General features: G+C 31.7%; 17 protein-coding genes, 2 tRNA genes and 3 rRNA genes. 7 read left to right on the top strand and 15 right to left on the bottom strand.

Annotated elements, in window-relative coordinates:
* The first annotated feature begins 4 nt into the window (after positions 1-4).
* Positions 5-1,369, top strand: coding sequence for an acetyl-CoA carboxylase biotin carboxylase subunit (accC, locus tag C4S77_RS03175; protein ID WP_105192123.1), 1,365 nt, complete (start codon positions 5-7; stop codon positions 1,367-1,369).
* A gap of 74 nt (positions 1,370-1,443) precedes the next feature.
* Here the strand turns inward: accC and C4S77_RS03170 are convergent, their stop codons facing one another.
* From C4S77_RS03170 to C4S77_RS03160, 3 genes are read right to left on the bottom strand one after another with little or no spacing between them, the layout of a single operon-like run.
* Positions 1,444-2,004: an IS1096 element passenger TnpR family protein gene (locus C4S77_RS03170; protein ID WP_105246006.1), complete on the bottom strand. Its 561-nt coding sequence runs from the start codon at positions 2,002-2,004 to the stop codon at positions 1,444-1,446.
* A 7-nt stretch (positions 2,005-2,011) separates the two neighbouring features.
* Positions 2,012-3,430, bottom strand: coding sequence for a CCA tRNA nucleotidyltransferase (locus tag C4S77_RS03165; RefSeq protein ID WP_105246004.1), 1,419 nt, complete (start codon positions 3,428-3,430; stop codon positions 2,012-2,014).
* A 9-nt stretch (positions 3,431-3,439) separates the two neighbouring features.
* A complete protein-coding gene (locus tag C4S77_RS03160; protein ID WP_395856000.1) occupies positions 3,440-3,988 on the bottom strand; it encodes an L-threonylcarbamoyladenylate synthase in 549 nt (182 codons plus the stop codon).
* A gap of 221 nt (positions 3,989-4,209) precedes the next feature.
* Here C4S77_RS03160 and secD point away from each other — a divergent pair, with 221 nt between their 5' ends.
* From secD to C4S77_RS03145, 3 genes are all read left to right on the top strand, one after another.
* The gene (gene secD, locus C4S77_RS03155; protein ID WP_105246000.1) at positions 4,210-7,077 is read left to right on the top strand and encodes a protein translocase subunit SecD; all 2,868 of its coding nucleotides are present in this window, start codon (positions 4,210-4,212) and stop codon (positions 7,075-7,077) included.
* A gap of 123 nt (positions 7,078-7,200) precedes the next feature.
* Positions 7,201-7,494 (top strand): Sec-independent protein translocase subunit TatA/TatB, encoded by a 294-nt coding sequence (locus tag C4S77_RS03150; protein WP_317614908.1) that lies wholly within the window; start codon positions 7,201-7,203, stop codon positions 7,492-7,494.
* Between the two features lie 5 nt (positions 7,495-7,499).
* The gene (locus C4S77_RS03145) at positions 7,500-8,060 is read left to right on the top strand and encodes a phosphatase PAP2 family protein (RefSeq protein WP_105192115.1); all 561 of its coding nucleotides are present in this window, start codon (positions 7,500-7,502) and stop codon (positions 8,058-8,060) included.
* Between the two features lie 58 nt (positions 8,061-8,118).
* Here C4S77_RS03145 and C4S77_RS03140 read toward each other — a convergent pair whose 3' ends face one another.
* From C4S77_RS03140 to C4S77_RS03130, 3 genes are all read right to left on the bottom strand, one after another.
* Positions 8,119-9,375 (bottom strand): nucleoside permease, encoded by a 1,257-nt coding sequence (locus C4S77_RS03140; protein ID WP_105245996.1) that lies wholly within the window; start codon positions 9,373-9,375, stop codon positions 8,119-8,121.
* A 116-nt stretch (positions 9,376-9,491) separates the two neighbouring features.
* Complete coding sequence (locus tag C4S77_RS03135) at positions 9,492-10,805, bottom strand: ABC transporter permease (RefSeq protein WP_105245994.1); 1,314 nt, start codon at positions 10,803-10,805, stop codon at positions 9,492-9,494.
* The gene (locus tag C4S77_RS03130) at positions 10,802-11,725 is read right to left on the bottom strand and encodes an ABC transporter ATP-binding protein (protein WP_105192112.1); all 924 of its coding nucleotides are present in this window, start codon (positions 11,723-11,725) and stop codon (positions 10,802-10,804) included. The genes C4S77_RS03135 and C4S77_RS03130 overlap by 4 nt, the downstream gene beginning before the upstream one ends.
* A gap of 218 nt (positions 11,726-11,943) precedes the next feature.
* Between C4S77_RS03130 and C4S77_RS03125 the strand changes: the two genes are divergently transcribed.
* The gene (locus tag C4S77_RS03125) at positions 11,944-13,977 is read left to right on the top strand and encodes a hypothetical protein (protein WP_105245993.1); all 2,034 of its coding nucleotides are present in this window, start codon (positions 11,944-11,946) and stop codon (positions 13,975-13,977) included.
* A 61-nt stretch (positions 13,978-14,038) separates the two neighbouring features.
* On the top strand, positions 14,039-14,548 hold the full coding sequence (locus C4S77_RS03120) for an SPOR domain-containing protein (RefSeq protein ID WP_105245991.1): 510 nt from the start codon (positions 14,039-14,041) through the stop codon (positions 14,546-14,548).
* Between the two features lie 74 nt (positions 14,549-14,622).
* Here the strand turns inward: C4S77_RS03120 and hflX are convergent, their stop codons facing one another.
* From hflX to C4S77_RS03100, 4 genes are read right to left on the bottom strand one after another with little or no spacing between them, the layout of a single operon-like run.
* Positions 14,623-15,846 carry a GTPase HflX gene (gene hflX, locus C4S77_RS03115; RefSeq protein ID WP_105245989.1) on the bottom strand — a complete coding sequence of 408 codons (1,224 nt, stop codon included), beginning with the start codon at positions 15,844-15,846 and terminating at the stop codon, positions 14,623-14,625.
* A gap of 51 nt (positions 15,847-15,897) precedes the next feature.
* Positions 15,898-16,470: a DNA-3-methyladenine glycosylase I gene (locus C4S77_RS03110; protein WP_105192108.1), complete on the bottom strand. Its 573-nt coding sequence runs from the start codon at positions 16,468-16,470 to the stop codon at positions 15,898-15,900.
* A gap of 48 nt (positions 16,471-16,518) precedes the next feature.
* Positions 16,519-18,147, bottom strand: coding sequence for an OstA-like protein (locus C4S77_RS03105; protein ID WP_105245987.1), 1,629 nt, complete (start codon positions 18,145-18,147; stop codon positions 16,519-16,521).
* 3 nt (positions 18,148-18,150) lie between these two features.
* Positions 18,151-18,600 carry a Fur family transcriptional regulator gene (locus C4S77_RS03100; protein ID WP_105192106.1) on the bottom strand — a complete coding sequence of 150 codons (450 nt, stop codon included), beginning with the start codon at positions 18,598-18,600 and terminating at the stop codon, positions 18,151-18,153.
* Between the two features lie 200 nt (positions 18,601-18,800).
* Here C4S77_RS03100 and msrA point away from each other — a divergent pair, with 200 nt between their 5' ends.
* The gene (gene msrA / locus C4S77_RS03095; protein ID WP_105245985.1) at positions 18,801-19,448 is read left to right on the top strand and encodes a peptide-methionine (S)-S-oxide reductase MsrA; all 648 of its coding nucleotides are present in this window, start codon (positions 18,801-18,803) and stop codon (positions 19,446-19,448) included.
* 236 nt (positions 19,449-19,684) lie between these two features.
* On the opposite strand, the gene rrf is transcribed toward msrA, so the two are convergent.
* From rrf to C4S77_RS03070, 5 genes are all read right to left on the bottom strand, one after another.
* Positions 19,685-19,794, bottom strand: a 5S ribosomal RNA gene (gene rrf / locus C4S77_RS03090).
* 100 nt (positions 19,795-19,894) lie between these two features.
* Positions 19,895-22,721: ribosomal RNA gene (locus C4S77_RS03085) — 23S ribosomal RNA — on the bottom strand.
* 146 nt (positions 22,722-22,867) lie between these two features.
* A tRNA-Ala gene (locus C4S77_RS03080) sits at positions 22,868-22,941 on the bottom strand.
* A gap of 16 nt (positions 22,942-22,957) precedes the next feature.
* Positions 22,958-23,031: transfer RNA gene (locus C4S77_RS03075), tRNA-Ile, on the bottom strand.
* A gap of 171 nt (positions 23,032-23,202) precedes the next feature.
* Positions 23,203-24,724, bottom strand: a 16S ribosomal RNA gene (locus C4S77_RS03070).
* Together the 16S, 23S and 5S rRNA genes with 2 tRNA genes alongside form the textbook arrangement of a ribosomal RNA operon.
* Positions 24,725-24,841: the final 117 nt, after the last annotated feature.

Below are 24,841 nucleotides of genomic sequence, written 5' to 3'. Positions count from 1 at the left end.
ATTTATGTTTAAAAAAATTTTGATTGCTAATCGAGGCGAAATTGCCATGCGTATTCTAAGAACAGCTAAAGAAATGGGTATAAAAACTGTTGCTGTTTATTCTACCGCTGATGCTAAAAGTATGCACCTGAGGTTTGCGGATGAAGCAGTTTGTATTGGTCCTCCTGCAAGTAAAAATTCTTATCTAAACCCTATTAATATATTAGCTGCCGCTGAAGTAACAAATGCAGATGCAATACATCCCGGTTATGGATTTCTATCTGAAAATGCAAATTTTTCAAGGTCATGCCAAAAAATGGGAATTAAGTTTATAGGAGCTACTCCTGAAAATATTGAACGTATGGGAGATAAAGCTTCTGCTAAAGCTACTATGAAAAAGGCTGGGGTACCTACTATTCCAGGCTCTGACGGACTTATAAATAGTTTTGAAGAGGCTGAAAAAATTGCTGAAAAAATTGGTTACCCGGTTATGATTAAAGCCACTGCTGGTGGTGGGGGAAAAGGAATGAGGGACATTTGGAAACCTGAGGACTTAAGAAAAGCTTGGGAATCAGCCATACAGGAAGCAGAAGCTGCTTTTGGAAATGGAGGAATGTATATGGAAAAACTAATTGAGGAACCAAGGCATATTGAAATTCAAATAGCGGGTGATAAATTTGGCAAAGCTATTCATCTTTCGGAAAGAGATTGTTCCATACAAAGAAGACATCAAAAATTAGTTGAAGAAACGCCTTCTCCTTTTATGACAGACGAACTTCGTGAAAAGATGGGAAATGCTGCTATTAAAGCAGCAGAATGTATTGGCTATGAAGGTGTTGGTACTATTGAATTTTTGGTAGATAAAAATAGAAACTTTTATTTTATGGAGATGAATACCAGAATTCAAGTAGAACATCCTATAACAGAGCAAATTACTGATTTGGATTTAATTAAATTCCAAATAGAACTAGCCAATGGTTACAAAGTTCCTAGTAAAAGTTACTATCCTAAAATGCATTCTATTGAATGTAGAATTAATGCAGAAGATCCTTATAATGATTTCAGACCCTGTCCGGGAACTATCAATGATTTAAATATACCCGGAGGAAACGGAGTAAGAGTAGATACTCATGTGTATCAAAGATATCAAATTCCAACTTTCTATGATTCCATGATTGCTAAACTTATTGTTACTGCACATAATCGTGAAGAGGCAATTTCTAAAATGAAAAGAGCTTTAGATGAATTTCATATTCAGGGGGTTAAAACAACAATTCCTTTTCATAAACAGTTAATGAATGAACCTCTTTTTGTTAAAGGAGATTATACTACTAAATTTATGGATGATTTTGTTTTAGATGAAAAATATGAAAATGATGATTTACAATAATATAAAGTAACTTATAAAAAAAAGCCTCTGTATAGAGGCTTTTTTTTATAAATTTAAATGTTTATTCTATTTTATTATATATCATCTTCTATTAAATCATCTTCCTCATCATAAATATCTTCTTCTTCTTCATTACTGAAAGAATCATCATCATCTTCAAATTTAATATTCAAATCTACATCTCCTACTTCTCCGAAATCATCTATCTCTGTTGGAGATATAAATTTCTTATTTGGAGCTTTTAATGGCATTTTCCCAAATCTATAAACTGTTAAAGGATAATTGCCTATCGCTTTTTTATCTACAATTTCTAAGAGTTCTACATAAAATGACCACATTTTCATAAAATCGTAAACAAACAACATTCTATCTCCAACTTTACTAAAAGCTTCTTTAATATAAACATCTGACATAGTTTCTCCATCACCTTCATCAGACATATCTTCTAGAGGAATCTCCTCTCCTTGATTCCAGTTCACATCAGATTTATAAAAAGATGCTAGTTCATCGCCCAAAAGGGTAAATGCACTTTTAATACCTTCATATAAATTCCATAATGTCTGTGTATCTTTGATTTCAATATCTCGGAATACATCATCATCTGTTTCAAGGATTACTCTAATTTTATAAATCATTTTTAATTTAGTTTTTTCGTTTCAAATTTAATTTATTCCCTAATTCTAACATATAATTATATGAATTATTATAATCATTTTTTATTATTCCCTCTAAAATTGCTTCTTTTATAGCTTCTTTAATTATCCCAATTTGTCTTCCTTCAAGTATTTCAAAAGTTTGCATTATATGATTACCGGTGATCGGGGGCTGAAAATTCCTTATTTGATCTTTTTCTTCTACATGTTTGATTTTATTTTCAACATAATCAAAATTTCTTTTAAACTGTTGTTGCTTTTTTTCATTCTTAGTTGTAATATCTGATTTACAAAGTAAAAATAAATCTTCTAAATCATCCCCTGCATCAAATAATAATCTTCTTAGAGCGCTATCAGTAGCTTCATCTGTAATTAATGAAATAGGACGGGAACTATATTGTATCAATTTTTGGACATATTTAAGTGAATCCCCTAAAGGCAAACGTAACCTCTTAAAAATAGTTACTGCCATTTTACTACCTACAAATTCATGTGAATGAAAAGTCCATCCAATATTTTTATCAAATCTTTTTGTTTTTGCTTTACCAATATCATGCAATAATGCAGCCCACCTCAACCATAATTTATTTGTTTTTTTACTTATGTTATCAACTACTTCAATAGTATGATAAAAATTATCTTTATGGGTCTGTCCCTCTACTTCCTCTATACCTTGTAAAGCTGTAAGTTCTGGTAAAAATCTTTCTAAAAGTTTGGTTTCATACAATAATTTCAATCCTACACTCGGGGTAGAACACATTAAAATTTTATTGAATTCATCAGTTATTCTTTCTTTGGAAAGAATATCAAAACGTTCTGCATTTCTTTTAATAGCTTCAAAGGATTCTTTTTCTATAGAAAACCCTAATTGGGTTGCAAATCTTATAGCGCGAATCATCCTCAACGGGTCATCTGAATAGGTAATATCCGGATTTAAAGGAGTACGTATAATTTTAGATTTCAAATCTTCTTTGCCATTGAATGGATCTATTAACTCTCCATAATTCGTTTCATTAAGACTTATCGCCATAGCATTGACCGTAAAATCTCTTCGTTTCTGATCATCTTCTAAACTTCCATTTTCTACAAAGGGTTTACGAGAATCTGGAGAATAACTCTCTTTTCTGGCACCAACAAATTCTAAATCATATTTATCATTTTTAATCATTGCCGTACCAAATCGTTTAAAAACACTGACTTTGAGTTTGGGCTGAAACATTTTAGCTATTTCTTCAGCTAATTCTATTCCGCTTCCTTCTGTTACAATATCAATATCTTTTGGTTCGGACTGATTTATTAAATAATCACGTACAAAACCTCCTATAACAAAAACCCGTTGGTTTCTATTTTTAGATACTTTTGATATTTGCTTAAAAATAGGTAATTGTAGTGCTTTATCTAAATTCATGAATATTCATTATTCTCTGATTATTTTGATTTTACCATCTATTGATAATTTTATTATAGATGAAGCCTTATATTCTTTTTCTTCTTCGTGACGCAAATTTATTATATAATCTACACCCTCCAAAATTAAAGGAGAAATTGAACTAAAATTTTTAGGAGAAGCTTCTCCGCTTATATTTGCTGAAGTAGAAACTAAAGGTTTATTTAATTTAGAAATAAGTTGTTTACAAAATTCATCTTTAGTTAATCTTATTCCTATTGTATGATCTTCGGATATTAAATTGTATGGTAAATTTTTAGGGTTTTCATATATTATAGTCATAGGCTTTTGTGAAATATCTATTAATTCCCAAGCCAAAGCAGATACTTCTACTAAATCTTGCAAACGCTTCTCTGATTCAACCAAAAGAATCAAATTTTTTTCTTTGCTTCTTTGTTTTAATTTAAATACTTTTTCTATAGCTTCCTCATTAGTTGCATCGCAACCTATTCCCCAAATAGTATCTGTAGGATAAAGAATTAGCCCTCCTTCTTTTAGTACTTTAACCGCATTTAAAATTTCCTGTTGCATTACAAAAATTGAAAGTGCAAATATAAAAATGGATTGTATTTATAAGTACAAAATGCTATTTTTTTTTATATATTTTTCAATAAAATTTCATTTGATTGTTATAGAATACCATTTAAATCAAAAAAAATGTATAAATAATTGGCGGACATGAAATAGACTATTATATTTGCAGACTAATAGAAAAAATTTATACATTATAAATAGTCACAATGAAAGGAAAAGGATTTGTTAAATTTTTTGCAATAGTTCTTACACTAATCTGTATTGCAGAATTATTCCCGACATTTTATGTTAATCGTATAGAATCTAAGGCTAACAGTTTATCTAACGGAACTGAAGGAAGCAAAAGAGAGCAACTTGAAAAATTAGCCAAAGATACTCTAAATTTGGGAATTGTTAAATTAAATTATCATGATGCTAAAAAGAATGAAATGAAATTGGGGTTAGACCTTAAGGGAGGTCTTAATCTTTTATTAGAAATTTCTGAAAAAGACTTACTTTTAGATTTAGCAGATAATTCAGAAAATCCTGTATTCAAAAAAGCTTTGGATATGGCTACATCTGAACAAACAAAATCCAGTGCTACCTATACTTCAATATTTTTTAAATCTTTTGAAAAAGCTAAAACAGAACTTGGACAACCTAATCTAAAATTATCTTCCCCTGATATTTTTGGTACTAAAGCTCTTTCTAAACAAATACAATATAATACAACTGATGCCGAAGTTGAAAAATATATAACTGGTGTTGTTGAGTCTAGAGTAAACACAGCCATTGATGTTATTAGAGCTCGTATTAAAAAACTAAATATAGATGAACCTAATATAGCAAGAGTACCTGGTACAGGCAGAATTTTAGTAGAATTACCAGGGGTTTCTGATGCCGATCGGGTTAAAAAATTACTTCAAACCTCTGCCAGACTAGAATTTTGGGAAGTTTACGATCAATCTTCTGCATGGAGTTACCTCGCTGATGTAAATCAAAAAATTGCTAATAATAAGTTATTAGGACTTTTATCTCCTTCTAACCAACCTAACGCTGTAGCTACAGCTAAAATAAAAGATACTGCTGCAATTAATAAAATAATATACTCTGATAAGGCTAAAAATCTCCTACCTATGGGTATGCGCTATACAAAGTTATTGTGGGCAGCAAAACCTGATTCTAAATTTCCAAACGATTTAGAACTTTATGCTATTAGAGGAACTAAAAATAATAAAGCTCCATTAGTTGGAGCGGTTACTGAGGCGGGAATTACTTTTGACCAGTTCAACAGAATCCAAATAAGTATGCAGATGGATAATGAAAGTTCTTCTATATGGAAAGAATTAACAGAAAAAAATATAGGTAAACCTATTGCCGTTGTACTTGATGATGTTGTTTATACAGCTCCTAATGTTAATACAGTTATTCCTAACGGACAATCTGTAATCACAGGTTCATTTAATGAACAAGAAGCTAATGATTTGGTTGATGTATTAAAATCCGGAAAACTTCCGGCAAAAGCTAAAATTATTCAATCTGAAATTGTTGGTCCTACTTTAGGACAACAATCTATTAACAATGGGTTACTTTCTATTATAGTCTCTTATGTTTTTATTCTGATATGGATGTTTTTCTATTATGGAAAAGCAGGACTCTATGCTAACATAGCTTTGATACTAAATCTATTTTTCTTGGTAGGAATTATGGCTTCAACAGGTTCTGTTCTTACTCTTCCGGGTATTGCAGGAATCGTTTTATCTATGGCTATGGCAGTTGATGCTAATATTATTATTTTTGAAAGAGTAAAAGAAGAAATACGAATGGGAAAGCCTTTAAAACAAGCTTTTTCTGAAGGTCAAAAACATGCTTTAGCTGCTATCATAGATGGAAATTTAACTACTTTAATTGTAGGGATCGTTTTATTATTTAGTACAGGACCTATTAAGGGATTTGCGGTTACTTTAGTTATTGGTATTTTCTGTACTTTATTTACCGCTATATTTATTACAAGTTTATTTATATATGGAGCTATGGAGAAAGGAGTAAATTTTGCTCTTTCTACTAAAATTACTAAAAATTGGTTTACCAATGTTCATTTTAAATGGATGGAGAAAAGAAAATTTGCTTATATCTTTTCTTTAATTTTAATGCTCATAGCTATAGTTTCTATATTTACCAAAGGTTTTGATAAAGGGGTTGATTATACTGGAGGAAGAACCTATGTAATTAAACTTAATAAGTCTATTCAACCAGAAGAAATATCTCATAATCTTGAAAAATTATTTGTAATAAATGGAGAAACCACAAATGTGGATGCAAAAAAATATGGTGAAGGAAATCAGGTAAGAATTACAACTAAATATGGAGTTGATAGTAATGATCCAAATATCGATGTAACAATTAGAGAAAAGTTATATTCCGGATTAAAAAATTATTTACCTTCAAAATATACAAAAGATCAATTTGTGAAAGGTACTCCTTATGGTATTCAGTCTGCATCTGAAGTTGGACCAACTGTTGCCAGCGGAATTGTTAGAAATGGTGTAATTGCTGTATCTATAGCTTTAGCCGGCATTTTTATATATATTTTAGTACGTTTCAACAACTGGCAAATGTCTACCGGTGCAGTTATTTCTTTACTTCACGATTCAATAATTGTCATGGGTATATTTTCTGTATTAGGATGGTTAAAAATTGTTCCTTTTTCAGTTGAGCTAGATCAATCTTTTATTGCAGCTATTCTTACAATCATAGGATATTCTATTAATGACACTGTGATAGTATTTGACCGTATACGTGAAAATAAAAAACATAATATTCATCATACAATGACTTTGGAAGAATTATATAATGATGCTATCAATCATACATTGGGAAGAACCATAAACACTGGTGTTTCTACTATTATGGTTACAGTAATTATATTTTTCTTTGGTGGAGAAAGCCTTCAAGGATTTATGTTTGCTTTATTCTTAGGATTTACTTTTGGTATGTATTCTTCTATTTATATTGCATCCGCTCTATCTTATGACTTAACTAAATATAGTTATGATAGAGCTACTGATAGTCCTAAACTAGCTAACGTAAAATAAAAATAAATAATTGAAATAGAAAAAAACAGGTTTTTATGAAACCTGTTTTTTTGTTATTAATTCAAATCTTCTCTATAAATAAAATAGTAACTTTGTATTTGTAAAAACATAAAATATATAGTCGTGAGTTTTGGAGAAATAATTGTCATTATATTTATAGCTGTACTGTTATTTGGTCCTGATAAAATACCGGAAATAGCCCGCGGTTTAGGGCAAGGAGTAAGAGCTATGAAAGATGCTACAGATAATATAAAAAGAGAAGTAATGTCGCAGATAGAGGAAAATGATTCTCTAAAAGAAATAGAAGATGAAATACAGGAAGCTAAAAAAAACATCAAGGATTCAGTTAATGAGGATAGTAACAATATAACATCTGCATTTGATGATACTTTCGAGGGTCCTGTTAAAAGAAGTTAGATTGTATGAATGATCTAATTCAATGGGATATAAATTTATTTCTATTTTTAAATAATTTAGGAAGTAAATCTTTTGATAGCTTCTGGTTATTTATAACCAATGAATATTGTTGGATTCCTGTTTATATTCTCATTCTTATTATTCTTATAGAAAAATATGGATGGAAAAAAACTATTCTGATATTAATTAGTATAGCAATAATGATTGCTATAACTGATAATTTTGCTTCTCTTATCAAACATTGGGTCAAACGCCCAAGACCTTGCAGAAACTCTGAATTAAACGGACTTTTCCGATTAGTCATAGAAAATTGTCGAGGTTCATTCTGTTTTTTTTCTGCTCATGCTGCAAATTCATTTGGATTAGTTACCTACTTATCTACCTTGTTTTATAAAAAACATAAATATGCACCTTTTCTTTTATTTATTTGGGCATTTTTGGTTTCATATAGTCGGATTTATGTTGGGGTACATTTTCCATTAGATATAATTACCGGTATTTTCGTTGGAATACTCATTGGATTTTTATTCAGTAAAACCCAAAAATGGTTTATTCCTCAGCATTAAAGAAGATAATTATATTCCTCAATAATATATTACTTATTAAAAAATTATTCTTTCTATTTTATTGGTGAATGGTTCCTTTGCTATCCGGATGATGATTAGGTCTAAATGCAAAAGGAAAAATAATCAATATAAATAAAGAATAGCCAGCAAAGATAAACCATACTGTGGGCCAATCAGTAATATTATTTTTTGTAAAGTGCTGTACTACCCATCCGCTTCCGTAACTTCCTAAAATTGCACCTAAGCCATTTGTCATAATCATAAATAAACCTTGGCCACTAGCCCTCATACTTTTATCTGTTTCATTTTCAACAAATAAAGATCCGGAAATATTGAAAAAATCAAAGGCCATACCATATACTATCATTGATAAAACTAATAAATATAATCTATCTGCAGGATTTCCTAATCCAAATAATCCAAATCTCAAGACCCAAGCCAACATACTTAACATAATAACTTTTTTAATACCAAACTTTTGAAGGAAAAATGGTATCAATAATATGCAAAGAGTTTCTGAAATTTGTGAAATGGAGAGTAATAGATTAGGGTGCTTTACACCAAATGAGTTGGGATATACAGATTTAAAACTATCTAAAAAAGGTCCTCCAAAAGCATTAGTTATTTGTAATGAGCATCCTAATAACATTGAAAAAAAGAAAAATATTGCCATCTTCTTTTTTTTGAAAAGAATTAGGGCATCTAAGCCAAGAGCTGAGGACAATTTACGTGAATTATTACTTTTAGTTGGAGGCGTTTCGGGCATGGTAAAAGAATATATAGCCATTATAATTCCTGCTCCTGAGCTCACATATAATTGAATAGGGCTTCTTGCAAAACCTAGTAAATCAACGATCCACATGGCTACTATAAAACCTACAGTCCCCCATACTCGAATTGGAGGGAAAGCCGTCACAGAGTTTAATCCATTTTTTTCAAGTGCATTATATGAAACAGTATTAGTTAAAGCCAAAGTAGGCATATAAAAAAAAGTATGCAATAATAAGAAAGTATAAAACCATGCATAATCTTTCATTTGTGAGGCTATAATTAAAAATAAAGCAGCTATTAAATGACTTGCTCCTAATACTCTTTCTGCATTCATCCATCTATCTGCAATAATTCCTAATAACCCCGGCATAAAAAGTGAGGCTATTCCCATTGTGGCAAATAAGCTGCCAATTTGTATTCCGGAAAATCCTAAGCCTCCTTCCATTGTAGAAAGTCCGGCATATCCTCCTAAAGAGATTAACCAAGCTCCCCATACAAAATATTGTAAAAACACTAGAATTATTAAGCGTAATTTTATAGTCATCTCTTTTATCCTTTTTATAAATTGATTGTTTTGTTTTTTGTTATGCTAAAGTAATACATTTATTTTTACAAATAAAGTGATATACTACATATAATACTTGTAATATTTTTAAATTTTTAAGATTGTTTTATCCATTTCCATATTTCTTTAAAATTAACTTTTTTTCCATACATTAAAATTCCTACTCTATAAATTTTACCGGATATATAAACCATTAATAAAACAGAAGCTAGCATGATAAATATAGATAATATTAACTGCCATAAAGGTATTCCATAAAAAGATCGTGTCACTATAGCCATAGGAGATGTAAAAGGAATTATACTCAACCAAAAAGCAACCGGTCCCTCAGGATTATTAATTATGGTAATGCACCCATAAGCACCTAATAGTAAAGGTATTACAATAATAGGCATAAATTGTTGGGTTTCAGTATCATTATCAACCGCTGCTCCAATAGCTGCAAAAAATGAGCTATAGAATAAATAACCTGAAAAGAAAAAAAATATAAAAAGAAAGATTATAAGTGGATAATTAAGCTCAAATAATGAGTCTATTATGGTTTTAATTTGTAATTCTGTATCATGATTCATCAATGTTTGAAATTCTTCATGTTGTATAGAATTTACTATCAATTCATGACCTAAAAAAACTTGCCCTATAAATAAAAGGAAAAGAGTCATTATTGTCCAAATACAAAACTGTAATATAGCTACCAGAGTTGTTCCTAAAATTTTACCCATCATTAAATCAAAGGGTCTTATAGAAGAAATAATAATTTCTACAACTCTATTATTTTTTTCTTCCATTATGCTCCTCATTACTCGTGTCCCATAAATAATAATGAACATAAGTATTACATACATCAAAGAAAGTGATAATACATCTTTAATCGTTGAGTTACTATCTGATTTATTTCCCTCTTTTATATTTGTAATTTTAAGGTTTACATGGGAATTAATTTTTTCTAAATCTGATTTTTTTAATCCTAATTGAATTCTTCTTTTATTTTCTATTTTTTTATTTATTGTATTTTCTATTGAATATATTAGTTTTTTATTAAGATTCTTATTAGTATATAATTGAATATGGTTTTGTAGATTATCCATTAAAGAATCTTGCATTTTAGGAATGTATAAAACGGCATCAAGATTTTTGCTATGTATTAATGAATCTTTTAAAGAATTAATATCTTTTACTTGGTAAAAATTATATATATTTTTTCTATCACTTTTAAAATCTGAATAAAATTGGTTATTAGCATCTACAATTGCTATATTGGCATTAGTTTCATTCATTTTTATCATATAGGCTATTACCATTACTGCTAATATAATTAGCAAAGGAGCCAAAATAGTAATAATAATAAATGATTTTTTTCTTATTTGAGTGAGAAATTCTCTCCTCATTACTAAAAATATATTTCTCATATATCTTTGTTTTTTACTGCATCAATAAACACTTGATTCATACTTGGAATTTCTTCATAAAAAGAAAGAATATCTCCTTTTTCAGACAGGTCTGTAATTAAAGCTTTTGAATTTTCATTATTGGTTATTTTTATAGAAAATGTGTATGTATTCTCTTCCTTTATTAAATTTTCCAGTTGTTTAATTTGTTTAAAATACTCAATTTCTTTAAAATCTATATTAGTTATAGATACTTTAAATCTTCCTTCTTTAAATTTGTGTCTGATTTCTTTTACTGAACCATCTAATATTTTTTTAGAATTATTTATTAAGGCAACATAATCACATAATTCTTCAACAGATTCCATCCGATGAGATGAAAATAAAATTGTAGTCCCTTTTTCTTTTAATTCTAAAATTTCATCTCTAATTAAATTTGCATTTACAGGGTCAAAACCACTAAATGGTTCGTCAAAAATTAATAATTCCGGATTATGGAGTACGGTTACCACAAACTGAATTTTTTGAGCCATTCCTTTTGATAACTCGCTCAATTTCTTATTCCACCACTTTTCTATTTTTAATTTATCAAACCAATATTCCAGCTTTTGTTTAGCTTCTAATTTTTTCATCCCTTTTAATTGCGCTAAATAAATGGCTTGTTCTCCAATTTTCATATTTTTATATAATCCTCTTTCTTCAGGCATATATCCGATATGTGCTATATGTTTGGATTGCAAAGGCTCACCATTAAAAAGAATCTGTCCGCTATCTGGTTTGGTTATTTGATTAATTATTCTAATAAAAGTAGTTTTTCCTGCTCCATTAGGTCCTAAAATACCATAAATACTCCCTTTAGGGATATTAATACTAAATTTATCTAAAGCTATTTTATCTTCATAGGCTCTGGTAACATTTTCAGCTTGAATAAAGTATTCCATTAAACTTTTATATATTAGATTCCAAAAGTACTAAAAAGTTCTGTATCTTTTAAAATATCAATTTTTAAGCAAATATTTTACCTTTGCAAAGATTATTATATAAAAAATAGTCCTTGATTTACATAACTTTTTTAATGAGAAAGTATTTTAATCTGTTTAGTTTATTATATTCAATATTTTTTTTTGCACAGCAAAATAAACTCTTCCCTTCTCATAAAATGGAAAATAATTCCGAGTTATATACTTATCAAATTCTATCAAATGCCAAAAAAAATTACTCTGTTCCTCTTTCATCTTACCAATATTATGTTTATAATAAATTTTATATAGATTTAAATAATAAAAATTATATTGATATAGATTCTATATCTCCATCTTCTCCTAATCAAGAATTGGTATTCTTAGGCGAAAGAGTTACTAAATTTCAGCATAATAAAAAATATGGAAATAAAAATATAATTATAGCCGATCAAGTATCAGGATTAAAAGAACCTTTTTATGAGTTATTTGGCGAACAAATGTTGTATGATAAAATACCTGATATTTTAACTGATAATTTTTTTTCCTATAATTTTAAATTAGTTGATAGTATTACTTATAACAATAATAAAATCTTTATAATATCATTTGGTTCAAAAAGAAATTTATTAATTAATGGGAGTAATGGTTTATTATATATAGATAGTAAAAATTATAATATAGTTAAATATTCAGGAACTGTATATAATCAAAATTTCACACGTTATTTTGAATTAAATTGGGCTAAATTTAAAGATTTTTGGTACTTAAAAAGCTGCATTAATAAAATTAAATTTAACAATATTGATTTTTCAAAATTTTTAGATAAAAAATTTAAAAGTCCTAAACTAATAATTACGCCTTGGATTATTATAGAATCGTCAACGCTAAATTTTACAGATACCGAAACCGATAACCGAAATGATTTTAAGGGTTATACCTATGAGTTAGAGCAAAATTTTAATAAAGATACAGAAGTTAAAATCTCACCATTCAGATCAAAACCATTAAATTTTGCTGAAAAACAAACTTACTCTTCTACTACTTCAATATTTGATTTTTATCCGATAGAAAGAAAAGTTCGAACTTACCTTGCATTAAAAGAAGGTAAACTCTCCTTAGGAGAATTTGATTTAAGTTTACTTAATTTTTTGAGTTATAATGATTACGAAGGATTTAGGTTTCAAATAGGTGGAAAAACCAATTATAAGTTTAGCCAAAATTATTCTCTTCACGGATATACGGGATTGGGAAGTAAAGATTCCTCTTTTAAAGGTAATATTGGAATTGATTTGTATGTAAATAAAAAAAATGATGGTAAACTTAGTATAGATACCTATTCAGATGTAAATCCTTTTTCTACTGATTTTTATAGAAATTCAGAAACTATTTTAGAAAGTAAGAAAAATTTAAATTTTATTCAAAATAATATCTTTTATAATTATAGAAAAGGCGAAATTTCCTATAAACAAGATTTTTTTGAAAAATTCTCTACAACTTTTATTCTAAATTATTCTAATCAAAAAACAAACTATTCTTATATTTATAAAAACTTTAGTACCAAGCATTGGTATCATAATTTTACTACGTCCTTTCAAATAAATTACTCTCCTTTTTGTGAATACTTAATGACTCCTATAGGCAAGTTAACTATAAAAGACAAACCTATACATTTCAATTTTAATTATACCAAAGGTTGGAAAGGAATTGGAGGAGATTTTAATTATAATAAATTTGATTTTTCATCTGATATTTCTATTAAAAACCAATGGGGAATTAGCCATTTATATTTAAATTCCGGATACATTTCAGGAAAAACTGTGTTATGGAATCTATATGGTAGTTTCGGAAATGCTAAAAATGCTAATACTATTTTAAAAAGATTTTCAGTAAAAGGTTATGATTCTTTTGAAACATTATTACCGGGTGAATTTTTTGCTGATAAATTTATTGCATTTTTCTTTATTCATAAATTTAAAGATATTCCATTATGGGGAAATGAAAATATATCTATTTCCCTTCTATACAATGGACTTTTAGGAAATATTCAAAACAAAAACCTACATTCTTTAATAGATTTTAAAACACCCTCAAATTACTACCAAGAATTAGGAATTGAATTTAATCATATAATTTATTACTTTGGTTTAGGTTTTTACTACAGAATTGGAGCTTATAATTATGATAAACCTGATCGTAATATGTTTATAAAATTAACTTTTAATTTATTTTAATATAGTGAGGTATTATATTGATAGAAAACATTATTTTTGTATCATATTAATTTATAAACTAATGAAAAATTATCTTTTAACTTTATTACTACTGTTTACTTGTTCTTCTTTCTTCATGGCACAAGAAGTTATTATTAAAGTAGATTCAGCCACAGGAAGTAGATTAATTATCAAAGGAGAACCTTTAATAATCAAAATGTTAAATGATAAAGAAATTTGCAATAAATCGACCAAAACTTCATCTACTTCTTCCTCTACCCCTATAGTTAAAACGAAACCTAAAAATAATTCTCCTAAGAGTGTTTGTGGGAGAAGAAATGATATTCCCGGATTTATGATAAAAGTTGCGGAAGCTAAAAGTGAACAAGATATTAATTCATTGTTGAATAATTTTAGATCTGAATTTCCTGAACTCAGAGTAGAAAAACATTATCTAAGACCTGATTGGAGACTGCTTGCAGGCGATTACTTTAAAAAAGAATCAGCCCAGATAGATTTAAGGAGAATTAGAAGAAATTTTCCATCTGCAGTAGTAATTAATTGGAGAATTTATTGCAACAGAGCTAAATAATTAATTTATAACAAAGAAACCTGAAAAAAATTCAGGTTTTATTTTAATTTGATATTCGTTATATTTTTTATTATTTACATATTTATTTCTTTACCTTCATCATCATAGTACTCAAAAAGGAAATCATTATAAGGAAATCTTTTTACATGAATTTCTTTAACTTTCTCATAAATTAATTTTTTCATAACCTTATAATTTTCTTTAGTTTTTGCCGATATAAAAACCGTAGGATACTTTGATTTTCCCATCCAAGTTTTTTCCCAGTCTTCTAATGAATAATTACCTTTTTTTATAGGAGTAAGATCATCTTCATCTTTCTTTTCATATGTAAAATTATCTATCTTATTAAAAACTAAAATTGTAGGTTTATCTGTACATCCAATATCTGATAAAATAGTATTTACAGATTGAATATGATCTTCAAAACTTGCATGAGAAATATCCACTACATGTATCAATAAATCTGCCTCTCTAACTTCATCTAAAGTTGATTTAAAAGATTCTACCAATTGAGTAGGTAACTTTCTTATAAATCCTACAGTATCTGTCAACAAAAATGGTAAATTACCTATAACCACCTTTCTTACAGTAGTATCCAATGTTGCAAAAAGCTTATTTTCAGCAAACACATCAGATTTACTTAATACATTCATCAAAGTAGATTTCCCTACATTTGTATATCCGACTAAAGCTACTCTTACTAATTTTCCTCGGTTATTCCTTTGAGTGGCCATTTGTTTATCTATAGATTTAAGCTTTTCTTTTAATAAAGAAATTCTATCCCTGATAATACGACGGTCTGTTTCTATTTCTGTTTCACCTGGACCTCTTAAACCTATACCTCCTTTTTGTCTTTCTAAGTGAGTCCACATCCTTGTTAAACGAGGCAATAAATATTCATATTGAGCCAACTCAACTTGTGTTCTTGCATAAGAAGTTTGGGCTCGCTGAGCAAAAATATCTAATATAAGATTAGTTCGATCTATAATTTTTCTATCTATTTCTTTTTCTAAATTTTTTAATTGTGAGGGAGTTAACTCATCATCAAAAATAATTGTATCTATTTCATTTTCCTGAGCAAAATTGATAATCTCTTCTAATTTCCCTGTACCTACAAATGTTCTGGGATTTGGTTGATCTAATTTCTGTGTAAATCTTTTAATTGCTTTAGCTCCTGCTGTTTCAGTTAAAAATTCTAGCTCATCCATATATTCCATGAGCTTTTCTTCATCTTGATTTTGTGTTATCAGGCCAACTAAAATTGCATTTTCATAAATTATTTCTTTTTTTTCTAACATATAATTTCTCCTGCTTTATTTTTATGATTTTTTATAGTCATAGATCTATCTCTAACTAATGGAACAGAAACAATCGGTAATATGATCATTTACTATACCAACTGCTTGTAGAAAAGCATAAATTATTGTTGTTCCAACAAATTTAAATCCTCGTTTTTTTAAATCTTTTGAAATTTTATCTGACAATTCTGTAGAAGCTGGAACTTCTTTTATATTACTCCATTTATTAATAATCGGATTCCCATTTACAAAACTCCAAATATAGTTGCAGAAAGAACCAAATTCCATTTGAATTTCAATATATTTTTGTGCATTTACCACAACTGATTGAATTTTTAATTTATTCCTTACAATCCCTTCATCCAATAATAAATCATTTAATTTTTGTTGAGAGTAACTAGCTATTTTTTTATAATCAAAATTATCAAATGACTTTCTGAAATTCTCTCTTTTTTTTAAAATAGTAATCCAACTTAAACCTGCCTGAAAACCTTCTAAAATTAGAAATTCAAACAATATATTATCATCATAAACAGGTTTTCCCCATTCTTCATCATGATATTTTTTATAAATTTCATCTTTACCTACCCAACCACATCTTTTAATAATATTATTAGTTACCATTTTTGTTAATTTATTTTAGTTTATTATTATTTTTATTTAAAAAATAATTTATAACTTATCATGTTCTTTTAAAATATCATCTAAAGACTTTCGAGGTTTATCTCTATCAAAAGGTAAAATATCAGGAAATATATCTTGCCACTTACGTAAACGCTCATCCTCCCTCCAATCAAAGTCAGGCAAAAAGCGTTGTCGCTCTGGAAGTTTACTCTCTGGATATATTTTAGATTCTGCATTTATTTTGCATGAAACAATTTCCATTTTCTTTTCTATAAACTCTCCCTGCAATATGCCACATATAGATTTTGCTATTCCTGTTCGCTCCTTTTCATGTGTTTTTGAATTATCTTCCTCTATATAGGTAATAGATTCCGCATTCCCAACTAAATCAACAATATGAATTTCCTGATTTTCAAAGTATGCATGTAAATCCCTTCCTTTAGATTGATTAAACTCAAACTTAGGTGATAAAGAATCCACTTTACTAATTATAAATGCATGTTTTCTTCCATACATTGAATCAATAGCTTGGCTCGTAGGATTTAAATAAGCTGTAAGAGTATCTGCTATAAGTTGCCTCATACTTGATGACCAAAATATTGGTTTTTTATAAAAATCTATTTTTCCAATAGACTCATTATAAACTAAAGAATCACTTTTTCCGGACATATTAGATTTGAACAATCTACCGTTATGATATCCTCTAATTATAGATTTTTTATCTTTGTTTTGTATAGCAATTAATGTATCAGAATGTAGATATAATGAATCCTTAGTAAATATTTTCACCATATAAGGCCTACCGGTAACAATTGCTGAATCTTTAAATTGATACACCTCTCCATATTCTCCTATTAAGTATCTTTTTTCTTTAGGATCATCTAATTTTACATTTTTAATTCCTTTCCCGAACCCTTTTATCTCATTAAAATATAAATCATCTCCCGATAAAATTTTTCCTTGATAATACACTTTCCCATCTTTTTTTAAAACAGATTCTTTAGTTTTAGTATTATAAGTTCCTTTTGTACCCGTAACGTAAACAGAATAATCTTTTTTACTATTTATTCTGGTAAATTCATCAAATACAGCTATACCTGTTTGAGTATTATATTTTATATTAGACCCATCTATCTTGTATTCAGGAGATTCTAAGGTTGAGCTTTCGCCTAATTCTATACGATTTTCTTTAATATAATATTTACCTATCTTTGTTCTGGTAATATTTGTTCCCCTATATACAGTTCCCCAATTATCAAAATAAGCTAGATCTATATTAGCATCATAAAATAATTTTTCTGTTTCTACTGTTTGATCCGGACTTACTAATTTTACATTATCGTAAGCAATAACCATACGTTTATTCGCATCATAAGTGAGCCTTTTACATGTTAACAAAGTTTCTTTATCTGTAAAATGTATATTCCCCCTTGCTTCAACAAAGTCCTTATCTTGAAAATAAATAACAGAATCTGCTTGTAATTTAGAAGTCTCATGCTGTGCTATAACATTCCCTGAATAAACCAAATTCCCATTAAAAACATTCTCATTTACTTCTTCCAGATCTGCATTAATTAAATTTATTTTTTGAGGTTTGGTATTTTTTTGAGGTTGTGAGAAAACTTCTTGTGAAAAAATTAATCCTATAAAAAAGAATAATAAAAAATTTAATTTCATTTACTAAGCTTTCTTTTTTGCGTAAAAATATAAGGAATGACTCTCTATTTCTATACCAAATACTTCTTCTAATGAATCTTTAATAGTTTGAATTCTAGGATCACAAAATTCAATAACTTCTCCACTATCCATCATAAGTATATGATCATGTTGTTTTGCAAAATATGATTTTTCATATAAAGCTTGTAATCCATCTCCAAATTGATGTTTTCTAACTAATTTTGCATCTAGTAAAATCTCAATAGTATTATATATAGTAGCCCTACTTACTCTATAATTCTTTTCCTTCATTCTCATATATAACCAATCTATATTAAAATGCTCATCAGTAGAATAAATCTCTTCTACAATTGCAAATCTTTCTGGTGTTTTTCGATGTCCTTTATCTTCTAAATATTTACGAAAAACTTCTTTTACAATTTCTATATCTTTATTTACTGTCTTTGAATTCATATTACTTTGGGATACTATTGCAAATATAATAAATATTTTAGCTATTTATTTTAGAAAACAAATGAATATTTACTTAATATAAGTTTATTGTAAAAAAATAAATACATAAATATTTTTTAGTACAGTTTTTGTTGTTCATTATCTTAACTATTTTTTTTATTAAAAAAATAATTATTATTATATAAATTTTAATTAAATAAATGAAAAGCTATATATTAATATTGAATATATTTTTATTTATTAATTGCCAAACTAATCAACACAAAGAAAAATATTCAGAGTATACAGAAAAAAAATTAGAAAAAGTGACATTTGGCGGAGGTTGTTTTTGGTGTTTAAGTCCATGTTTTGAAATGATAAAGGGAGTTAATAAAGTAACTTCCGGATATTCAGGTGGATATAATGATTATCCAACGTTCCAGCAAGTTTCTTCCGGCTTAACAGATCATGCAGAAGTAATACAAATAGAGTATGACCCAGAGTATATTTCATTTTCTGAAATATTAGACATATTTTGGTTTTTACACGATCCTACTCAACTCAATCGGCAAGGAATTGATATTGGTTCACAATACAGATCTATAATTCTATATAGAAATGAAGAACAAAAAATTTTATCACAAGAATCTTTAAAAAAGTCACAATCTACAGATTTATGGAAAGGAAAATATGTAACACAAATTGTTCCTTTTGTTAATTTTTTTCCGGCAGAAGATTTCCATCAAGAATATTATCAGAAAAATCCTAGTCATCCGTATTGTATCTCCGTTATAGCTCCTAAAATTGAGAAATTTAGGACTAAATTTAATTACAAGTTAAAACCTGAATTTAAAAAAAATAGTAATTAGTATATCTTCTTATTCATAAAAAATAACAAACTTCCCCCTTTCATCAATTAAATAATAAAATATAACTCCAATAATAAGCCCGGAATTACCCTTCTTTATAGACTTTTTATAATCAGACTTACTGTAAAACTAATTAAACCTATAATCCCTCTTATATTCCTATTCCTTTCTTATTTTTTTACCCTATAAAAACAAAAAAGTCTCACTTATTATATAAGTGAGACTTTGTTTTAAAAAACTGGCGGCTACCTACTCTCCCGCAATTAGCAGTACCATCAGCGCTAGGCAGGCTTAACTTCTGTGTTCGGAATGGGAACAGGTGAGCCCTGCAGCTATAACCACCCTAAATATTGTTAATGGAATTTTATATAATATTTTTTAAACTTCTCACCTTTTATACTAGGCTTATTTGATTTGTGTTTTTATTACTTCACCTGTACTTTTTTTGGACGAAATCTACGGGTAATTAGTACTACTCGGCTATGACATCACTGCCTTTACACCTGTAGCCTATCAACGTGGTGATCTCCCACGACCCTTAAAAGAATTCTTATCTTGTGGCGAGTTTCGCACTTATATGCTTTCAGTGCTTATCTCTTCCAAACTTAGCTACTCAGCAGTGCACCTGGCGGCACAACTGATACACCAGAGGTTTGTTCAACTCGGTCCTCTCGTACTAGAGTCAACTCCACGCAAAATTCTAACGCCCGCAATAGATAGAGACCGAACTGTCTCACGACGTTCTGAACCCAGCTCGCGTGCCACTTTAATGGGCGAACAGCCCAACCCTTGGGACCTTCTCCAGCCCCAGGATGTGACGAGCCGACATCGAGGTGCCGAACCTCCCCGTCGATGTGAGCTCTTGGGGGAGACTAGCCTGTTATCCCCGGAGTACCTTTTATCCTATGAGCGATGGCCCTTCCATACGGAACCACCGGATCACTATGTCCTGCTTTCGCACCTGCTCGACTTGTTGGTCTTGCAGTCAAGCACCCTTATGCCATTACACTCTACGCACGGTTGCCAAGCGTGCTGAGGGTACCTTTGAAAGCCTCCGTTACTCTTTTGGAGGCGACCACCCCAGTCAAACTACCCACCACGCAATGTCCTTCCTTAGGAAGTTAGGCTCCAGATAAATAAAGGGTGGTATTTCAACGTTAACTCCACGACTCCTGGCGAAGCCGCTTCTTAGTTTCCCACCTATCCTACACATCATTTACCCGAAGTCAATACGAAGCTATAGTAAAGGTTCACAGGGTCTTTTCGTCCCATTGCGGGTAATCGGCATCTTCACCGATACTACAATTTCACCGAGCTCATGGTTGAGACAGTGCCCAGATCGTTACACCATTCGTGCAGGTCGGAACTTACCCGACAAGGAATTTCGCTACCTTAGGACCGTTATAGTTACGGCCGCCGTTTACTGGGGCTTCAGTCAAATGCTTTGAGTTGCCTCGAACATCCTTCCTTAACCTTCCAGCACCGGGCAGGTGTCAGACCCTATACTTCATCTTTCGATTTTGCAGAGTCCTGTGTTTTTGATAAACAGTCGCCTGGGCCTTTTCACTGCGGCTCCCTTTTTACGGGGAGCGACCTTTCTCCCGAAGTTACAGGTCTATTTTGCCTAGTTCCTTAACCATGATTCACTCGAGCGCCTTAGGATACTCTCCTCATCCACCTGTGTCGGTTTTGGTACGGGCCGTTATAAACTAACCTTAGAAGTTTTTCTTGAAAGCGCTTACCTGCTCTATCCATTCCGCCGAAGCTTCCTGGTACTATTACTTTCGGCATCTAAAACGCATTTTACTATCTTAGATTTACCTACATGCTTTAACGTACTATTCCGTCAGTACGCGGCAGTTTCATTACTTTGTCCCTCCATCGAATTTATAACGGGTATCGGAATATTAACCGATTTTCCATCGATTCCTCCTTTCGGATCCACCTTAGGTCCCGACTAACCCTCAGCTGATTAGCATAGCTGAGGAAACCTTGGATTTACGGCGTGAAGGTTTCTCACCTTCATTATCGTTACTTATGCCTACATTTTCTTTTCTATATGCTCCAGCCTAAGTCACCTTAAACCTTCTGTGCTTATAGAATGCTCCCCTACCGAAATTTTCATTTCGCATAGCTTCGGTAGTATACTTATGCCCGAGTATTATCCATGCCTGATCGCTCGACTAGTGAGCTGTTACGCACTCTTTAAATGAATGGCTGCTTCCAAGCCAACATCCTAGCTGTCTGGGCAATCTGACCTCGTTTTTTCAACTTAGTATACATTTCGGGACCTTAGCTGTTGCTCTGGGTTCTTTCCCTCTCGGACATGGACCTTAGCACCCATGCCCTCACTGCTAAGAAGCATATAATAGCATTCGGAGTTTGTCAGGATTTGGTAGGCGGTGAAACCCCCGCATCCAATCAGTAGCTCTACCTCTATTATACTCTTTCTTAACGCTGCACCTAAATGCATTTCGGGGAGTACGAGCTATCTCCCAGTTTGATTAGCCTTTCACCCCTAACCACAGGTCATCCGAAGACTTTTCAACGTCAACCGGTTCGGTCCTCCACTTTGTGTTACCAAAGCTTCAACCTGCCCATGGATAGATCACAAGGTTTCGCGTCTAATCCCACTAACTATACCGCCCTATTCAGACTCGCTTTCGCTTCGGCTCCATAGCTTAACTATTTAACCTCGCTAGTGAAATTAACTCGTAGGCTCATTATGCAAAAGGCACGCCGTCACACCTTTCGATGCTCCGACCGCTTGTAAGCGTACGGTTTCAGGATCTTTTTCATCTTTCTTTTCGAAATACTTTTCACCTTTCCCTCACGGTACTAGTTCGCTATCGGTCTTCGAGGAGTATTTTGCCTTGGAGGATGGTCCCCCCATATTCAATCAGGATTTCTCGTGTCCCGACCTACTCATTTTCATCTATTCAATATTTCGTATAAGGGACTTTCACCCGCTTTGGTTACTCTTTCCAAAGTATTCTACTATATTTTCATAAACTTTTGGGCTTAATCCGGTTTCGCTCGCCACTACTCCCGGAATCTCGTTTGATTTCTTTTCCTCTTCCTACTTAGATGTTTCAGTTCAGAAGGTTTGCCTCTCTTTGCAGAGATACTATACTCTTGTATAGTGGGTTGCCCCATTCAGAGATCTGCGGATCGTTTCGTGTGTGCCAATCCCCGCAGCTTTTCGCAGCTTACCACGTCTTTCTTCGCCTCTCGAAGCCTAGGCATCCGCCGTACGCTCTTAACGATTTCTTTCCTTTCACCTAGTATAAACTGGTGATCGTTTGTTTTTTTATTATATAAAATTCCAATAATGTCAATGATCGGTTATAACACGGTTATTTTTGATCCTTTCTTTTAATATTTTTCCTATTAATTCCAGTATCTTTTTATAACTTTTGTGGAGAATAAGGGAGTCGAACCCTTGACCTCCTGCGTGCAAGGCAGGCGCTCTAGCCAACTGAGCTAATTCCCCCTCTAGATCTTTCTTGTAGTCTCAGGCAGACTCGAACTGCCGACCTCTACATTATCAGTGTAGCGCTCTAACCGGCTGAGCTATGAGACTCTCTTTTTTCTGTCAGATTTTTTACCTTCAGATTCTTGTCCTTTATCTTGCCTTTCGTTCCAAGATATTCCTATTTAGGGGTGTGTTATATGATTTAATTTTAATATTTTTAGTAGCGAATCTTGGAAAAACTCTGTATTTGGGATACAGTCCTTTTGTTTTTTACTCTAAAAAAGAGATGTTCCAGCCGCACCTTCCGGTACGGCTACCTTGTTACGACTTAGCCCCAGTCACTAGTTTTACCCTAGGCAGCTCCTTTTACGGTCACCGACTTCAGGTACCCCCAGCTTCCATGGCTTGACGGGCGGTGTGTACAAGGCCCGGGAACGTATTCACCGCATCATGGCTGATATGCGATTACTAGCGATTCCAGCTTCATAGAGTCGAGTTGCAGACTCCAATCCGAACTGAGACCGGCTTTCGAGATTCGCATCACATCACTGTGTAGCTGCCCTCTGTACCGGCCATTGTAGCACGTGTGTGGCCCAGGGCGTAAGGGCCGTGATGATTTGACGTCATCCCCACCTTCCTCACAGTTTGCACTGGCAGTCTCATTAGAGTTCCCGGCTTTACCCGTTGGCAACTAATGATAAGGGTTGCGCTCGTTATAGGACTTAACCTGACACCTCACGGCACGAGCTGACGACAACCATGCAGCACCTTGAAAATTGTCCGAAGAAATACTTATTTCTAAGTACGTCAATTCCCATTTAAGCCCTGGTAAGGTTCCTCGCGTATCATCGAATTAAACCACATGCTCCACCGCTTGTGCGGGCCCCCGTCAATTCCTTTGAGTTTCAACCTTGCGGTCGTACTCCCCAGGTGGGATACTTATTACTTTCGCTTAGTCACTGAGAATTTACTCCCCAACAACGAGTATCCATCGTTTACAGCGTGGACTACCAGGGTATCTAATCCTGTTCGCTCCCCACGCTTTCGTCCCTTAGCGTCAATCGGTATTTAGTAACCTGCCTTCGCAATCGGTGTTCTGTGTAATATCTATGCATTTCACCGCTACACTACACATTCCAGCTACTTCAATACTATTCAAGACTCGCAGTATCTATGGCAGTTCTACAGTTAAGCTGTAGGATTTCACCACTGACTTACAAATCCGCCTACGGACCCTTTAAACCCAATAAATCCGGATAACGCTCGCATCCTCCGTATTACCGCGGCTGCTGGCACGGAGTTAGCCGATGCTTATTCGTATGGTACCTTCAGCACATTACGCGTAATGTGGTTTATTCCCATACAAAAGAAGTTTAAAACCCATAGGGCTGTCGTCCTTCACGCGGGATGGCTGGATCAGGCTCTCACCCATTGTCCAATATTCCTCACTGCTGCCTCCCGTAGGAGTCTGGTCCGTGTCTCAGTTCCAGTGTGGGGGTTCACCCTCTCAGGCCCCCTAAGGATCATTGCCTTGGTAAGCCGTTACCTTACCAACTAACTAATCCTACGCATGCCTATCTATATCCGATAAATCTTTTAATACAATGTAAGGCTACATCATATGTTATCCGGTATTAATCCGAGTTTCCCCGGGCTATCCCCGTGATATAGGTAAGTTACATACGCGTTACGCACCCGTACGCCGGTCTCTCTTGAAGCAAGCTCCAAAATACCCCTCGGCTTGCATGTGTTAGGCCTCCCGCTAGCGTTCATCCTGAGCCAGGATCAAACTCTCCATTGTAATTCTTTTAATCTTACAAAAGTTTTTTCCTGCACCCTAATTCTTAATAGAGCTTTCCCAAGTCGTTTTTGCTACTTTTTATCTTAAAATTTTTATGTCAATGATCTGTTCGTTTTC

This window comes from Apibacter adventoris (genome assembly GCF_002964975.1).
GTDB lineage: Bacteria > Bacteroidota > Bacteroidia > Flavobacteriales > Weeksellaceae > Apibacter > Apibacter adventoris.
This window is presented reverse-complemented; position numbering and strand designations above follow the sequence as displayed.

Coding starts and splice junctions, on each gene's coding strand:
- accC (WP_105192123.1), top strand. CDS start 5: ATGTTTAAAAAAATTTTGATTGCTAATCGAGGCGAAATTGCCATGCGT.
- C4S77_RS03170 (WP_105246006.1), bottom strand. CDS start 2,004: ATGATTTATAAAATTAGAGTAATCCTTGAAACAGATGATGATGTATTC.
- C4S77_RS03165 (WP_105246004.1), bottom strand. CDS start 3,430: ATGAATTTAGATAAAGCACTACAATTACCTATTTTTAAGCAAATATCA.
- secD (WP_105246000.1), top strand. CDS start 4,210: ATGAAAGGAAAAGGATTTGTTAAATTTTTTGCAATAGTTCTTACACTA.
- C4S77_RS03145 (WP_105192115.1), top strand. CDS start 7,500: ATGAATGATCTAATTCAATGGGATATAAATTTATTTCTATTTTTAAAT.
- C4S77_RS03140 (WP_105245996.1), bottom strand. CDS start 9,375: ATGACTATAAAATTACGCTTAATAATTCTAGTGTTTTTACAATATTTT.
- C4S77_RS03135 (WP_105245994.1), bottom strand. CDS start 10,805: ATGAGAAATATATTTTTAGTAATGAGGAGAGAATTTCTCACTCAAATA.
- C4S77_RS03130 (WP_105192112.1), bottom strand. CDS start 11,725: ATGGAATACTTTATTCAAGCTGAAAATGTTACCAGAGCCTATGAAGAT.
- C4S77_RS03125 (WP_105245993.1), top strand. CDS start 11,944: ATGGAAAATAATTCCGAGTTATATACTTATCAAATTCTATCAAATGCC.
- C4S77_RS03120 (WP_105245991.1), top strand. CDS start 14,039: ATGAAAAATTATCTTTTAACTTTATTACTACTGTTTACTTGTTCTTCT.
- hflX (WP_105245989.1), bottom strand. CDS start 15,846: ATGTTAGAAAAAAAAGAAATAATTTATGAAAATGCAATTTTAGTTGGC.
- C4S77_RS03110 (WP_105192108.1), bottom strand. CDS start 16,470: ATGGTAACTAATAATATTATTAAAAGATGTGGTTGGGTAGGTAAAGAT.
- C4S77_RS03105 (WP_105245987.1), bottom strand. CDS start 18,147: ATGAAATTAAATTTTTTATTATTCTTTTTTATAGGATTAATTTTTTCA.
- C4S77_RS03100 (WP_105192106.1), bottom strand. CDS start 18,600: ATGAATTCAAAGACAGTAAATAAAGATATAGAAATTGTAAAAGAAGTT.
- msrA (WP_105245985.1), top strand. CDS start 18,801: ATGAAAAGCTATATATTAATATTGAATATATTTTTATTTATTAATTGC.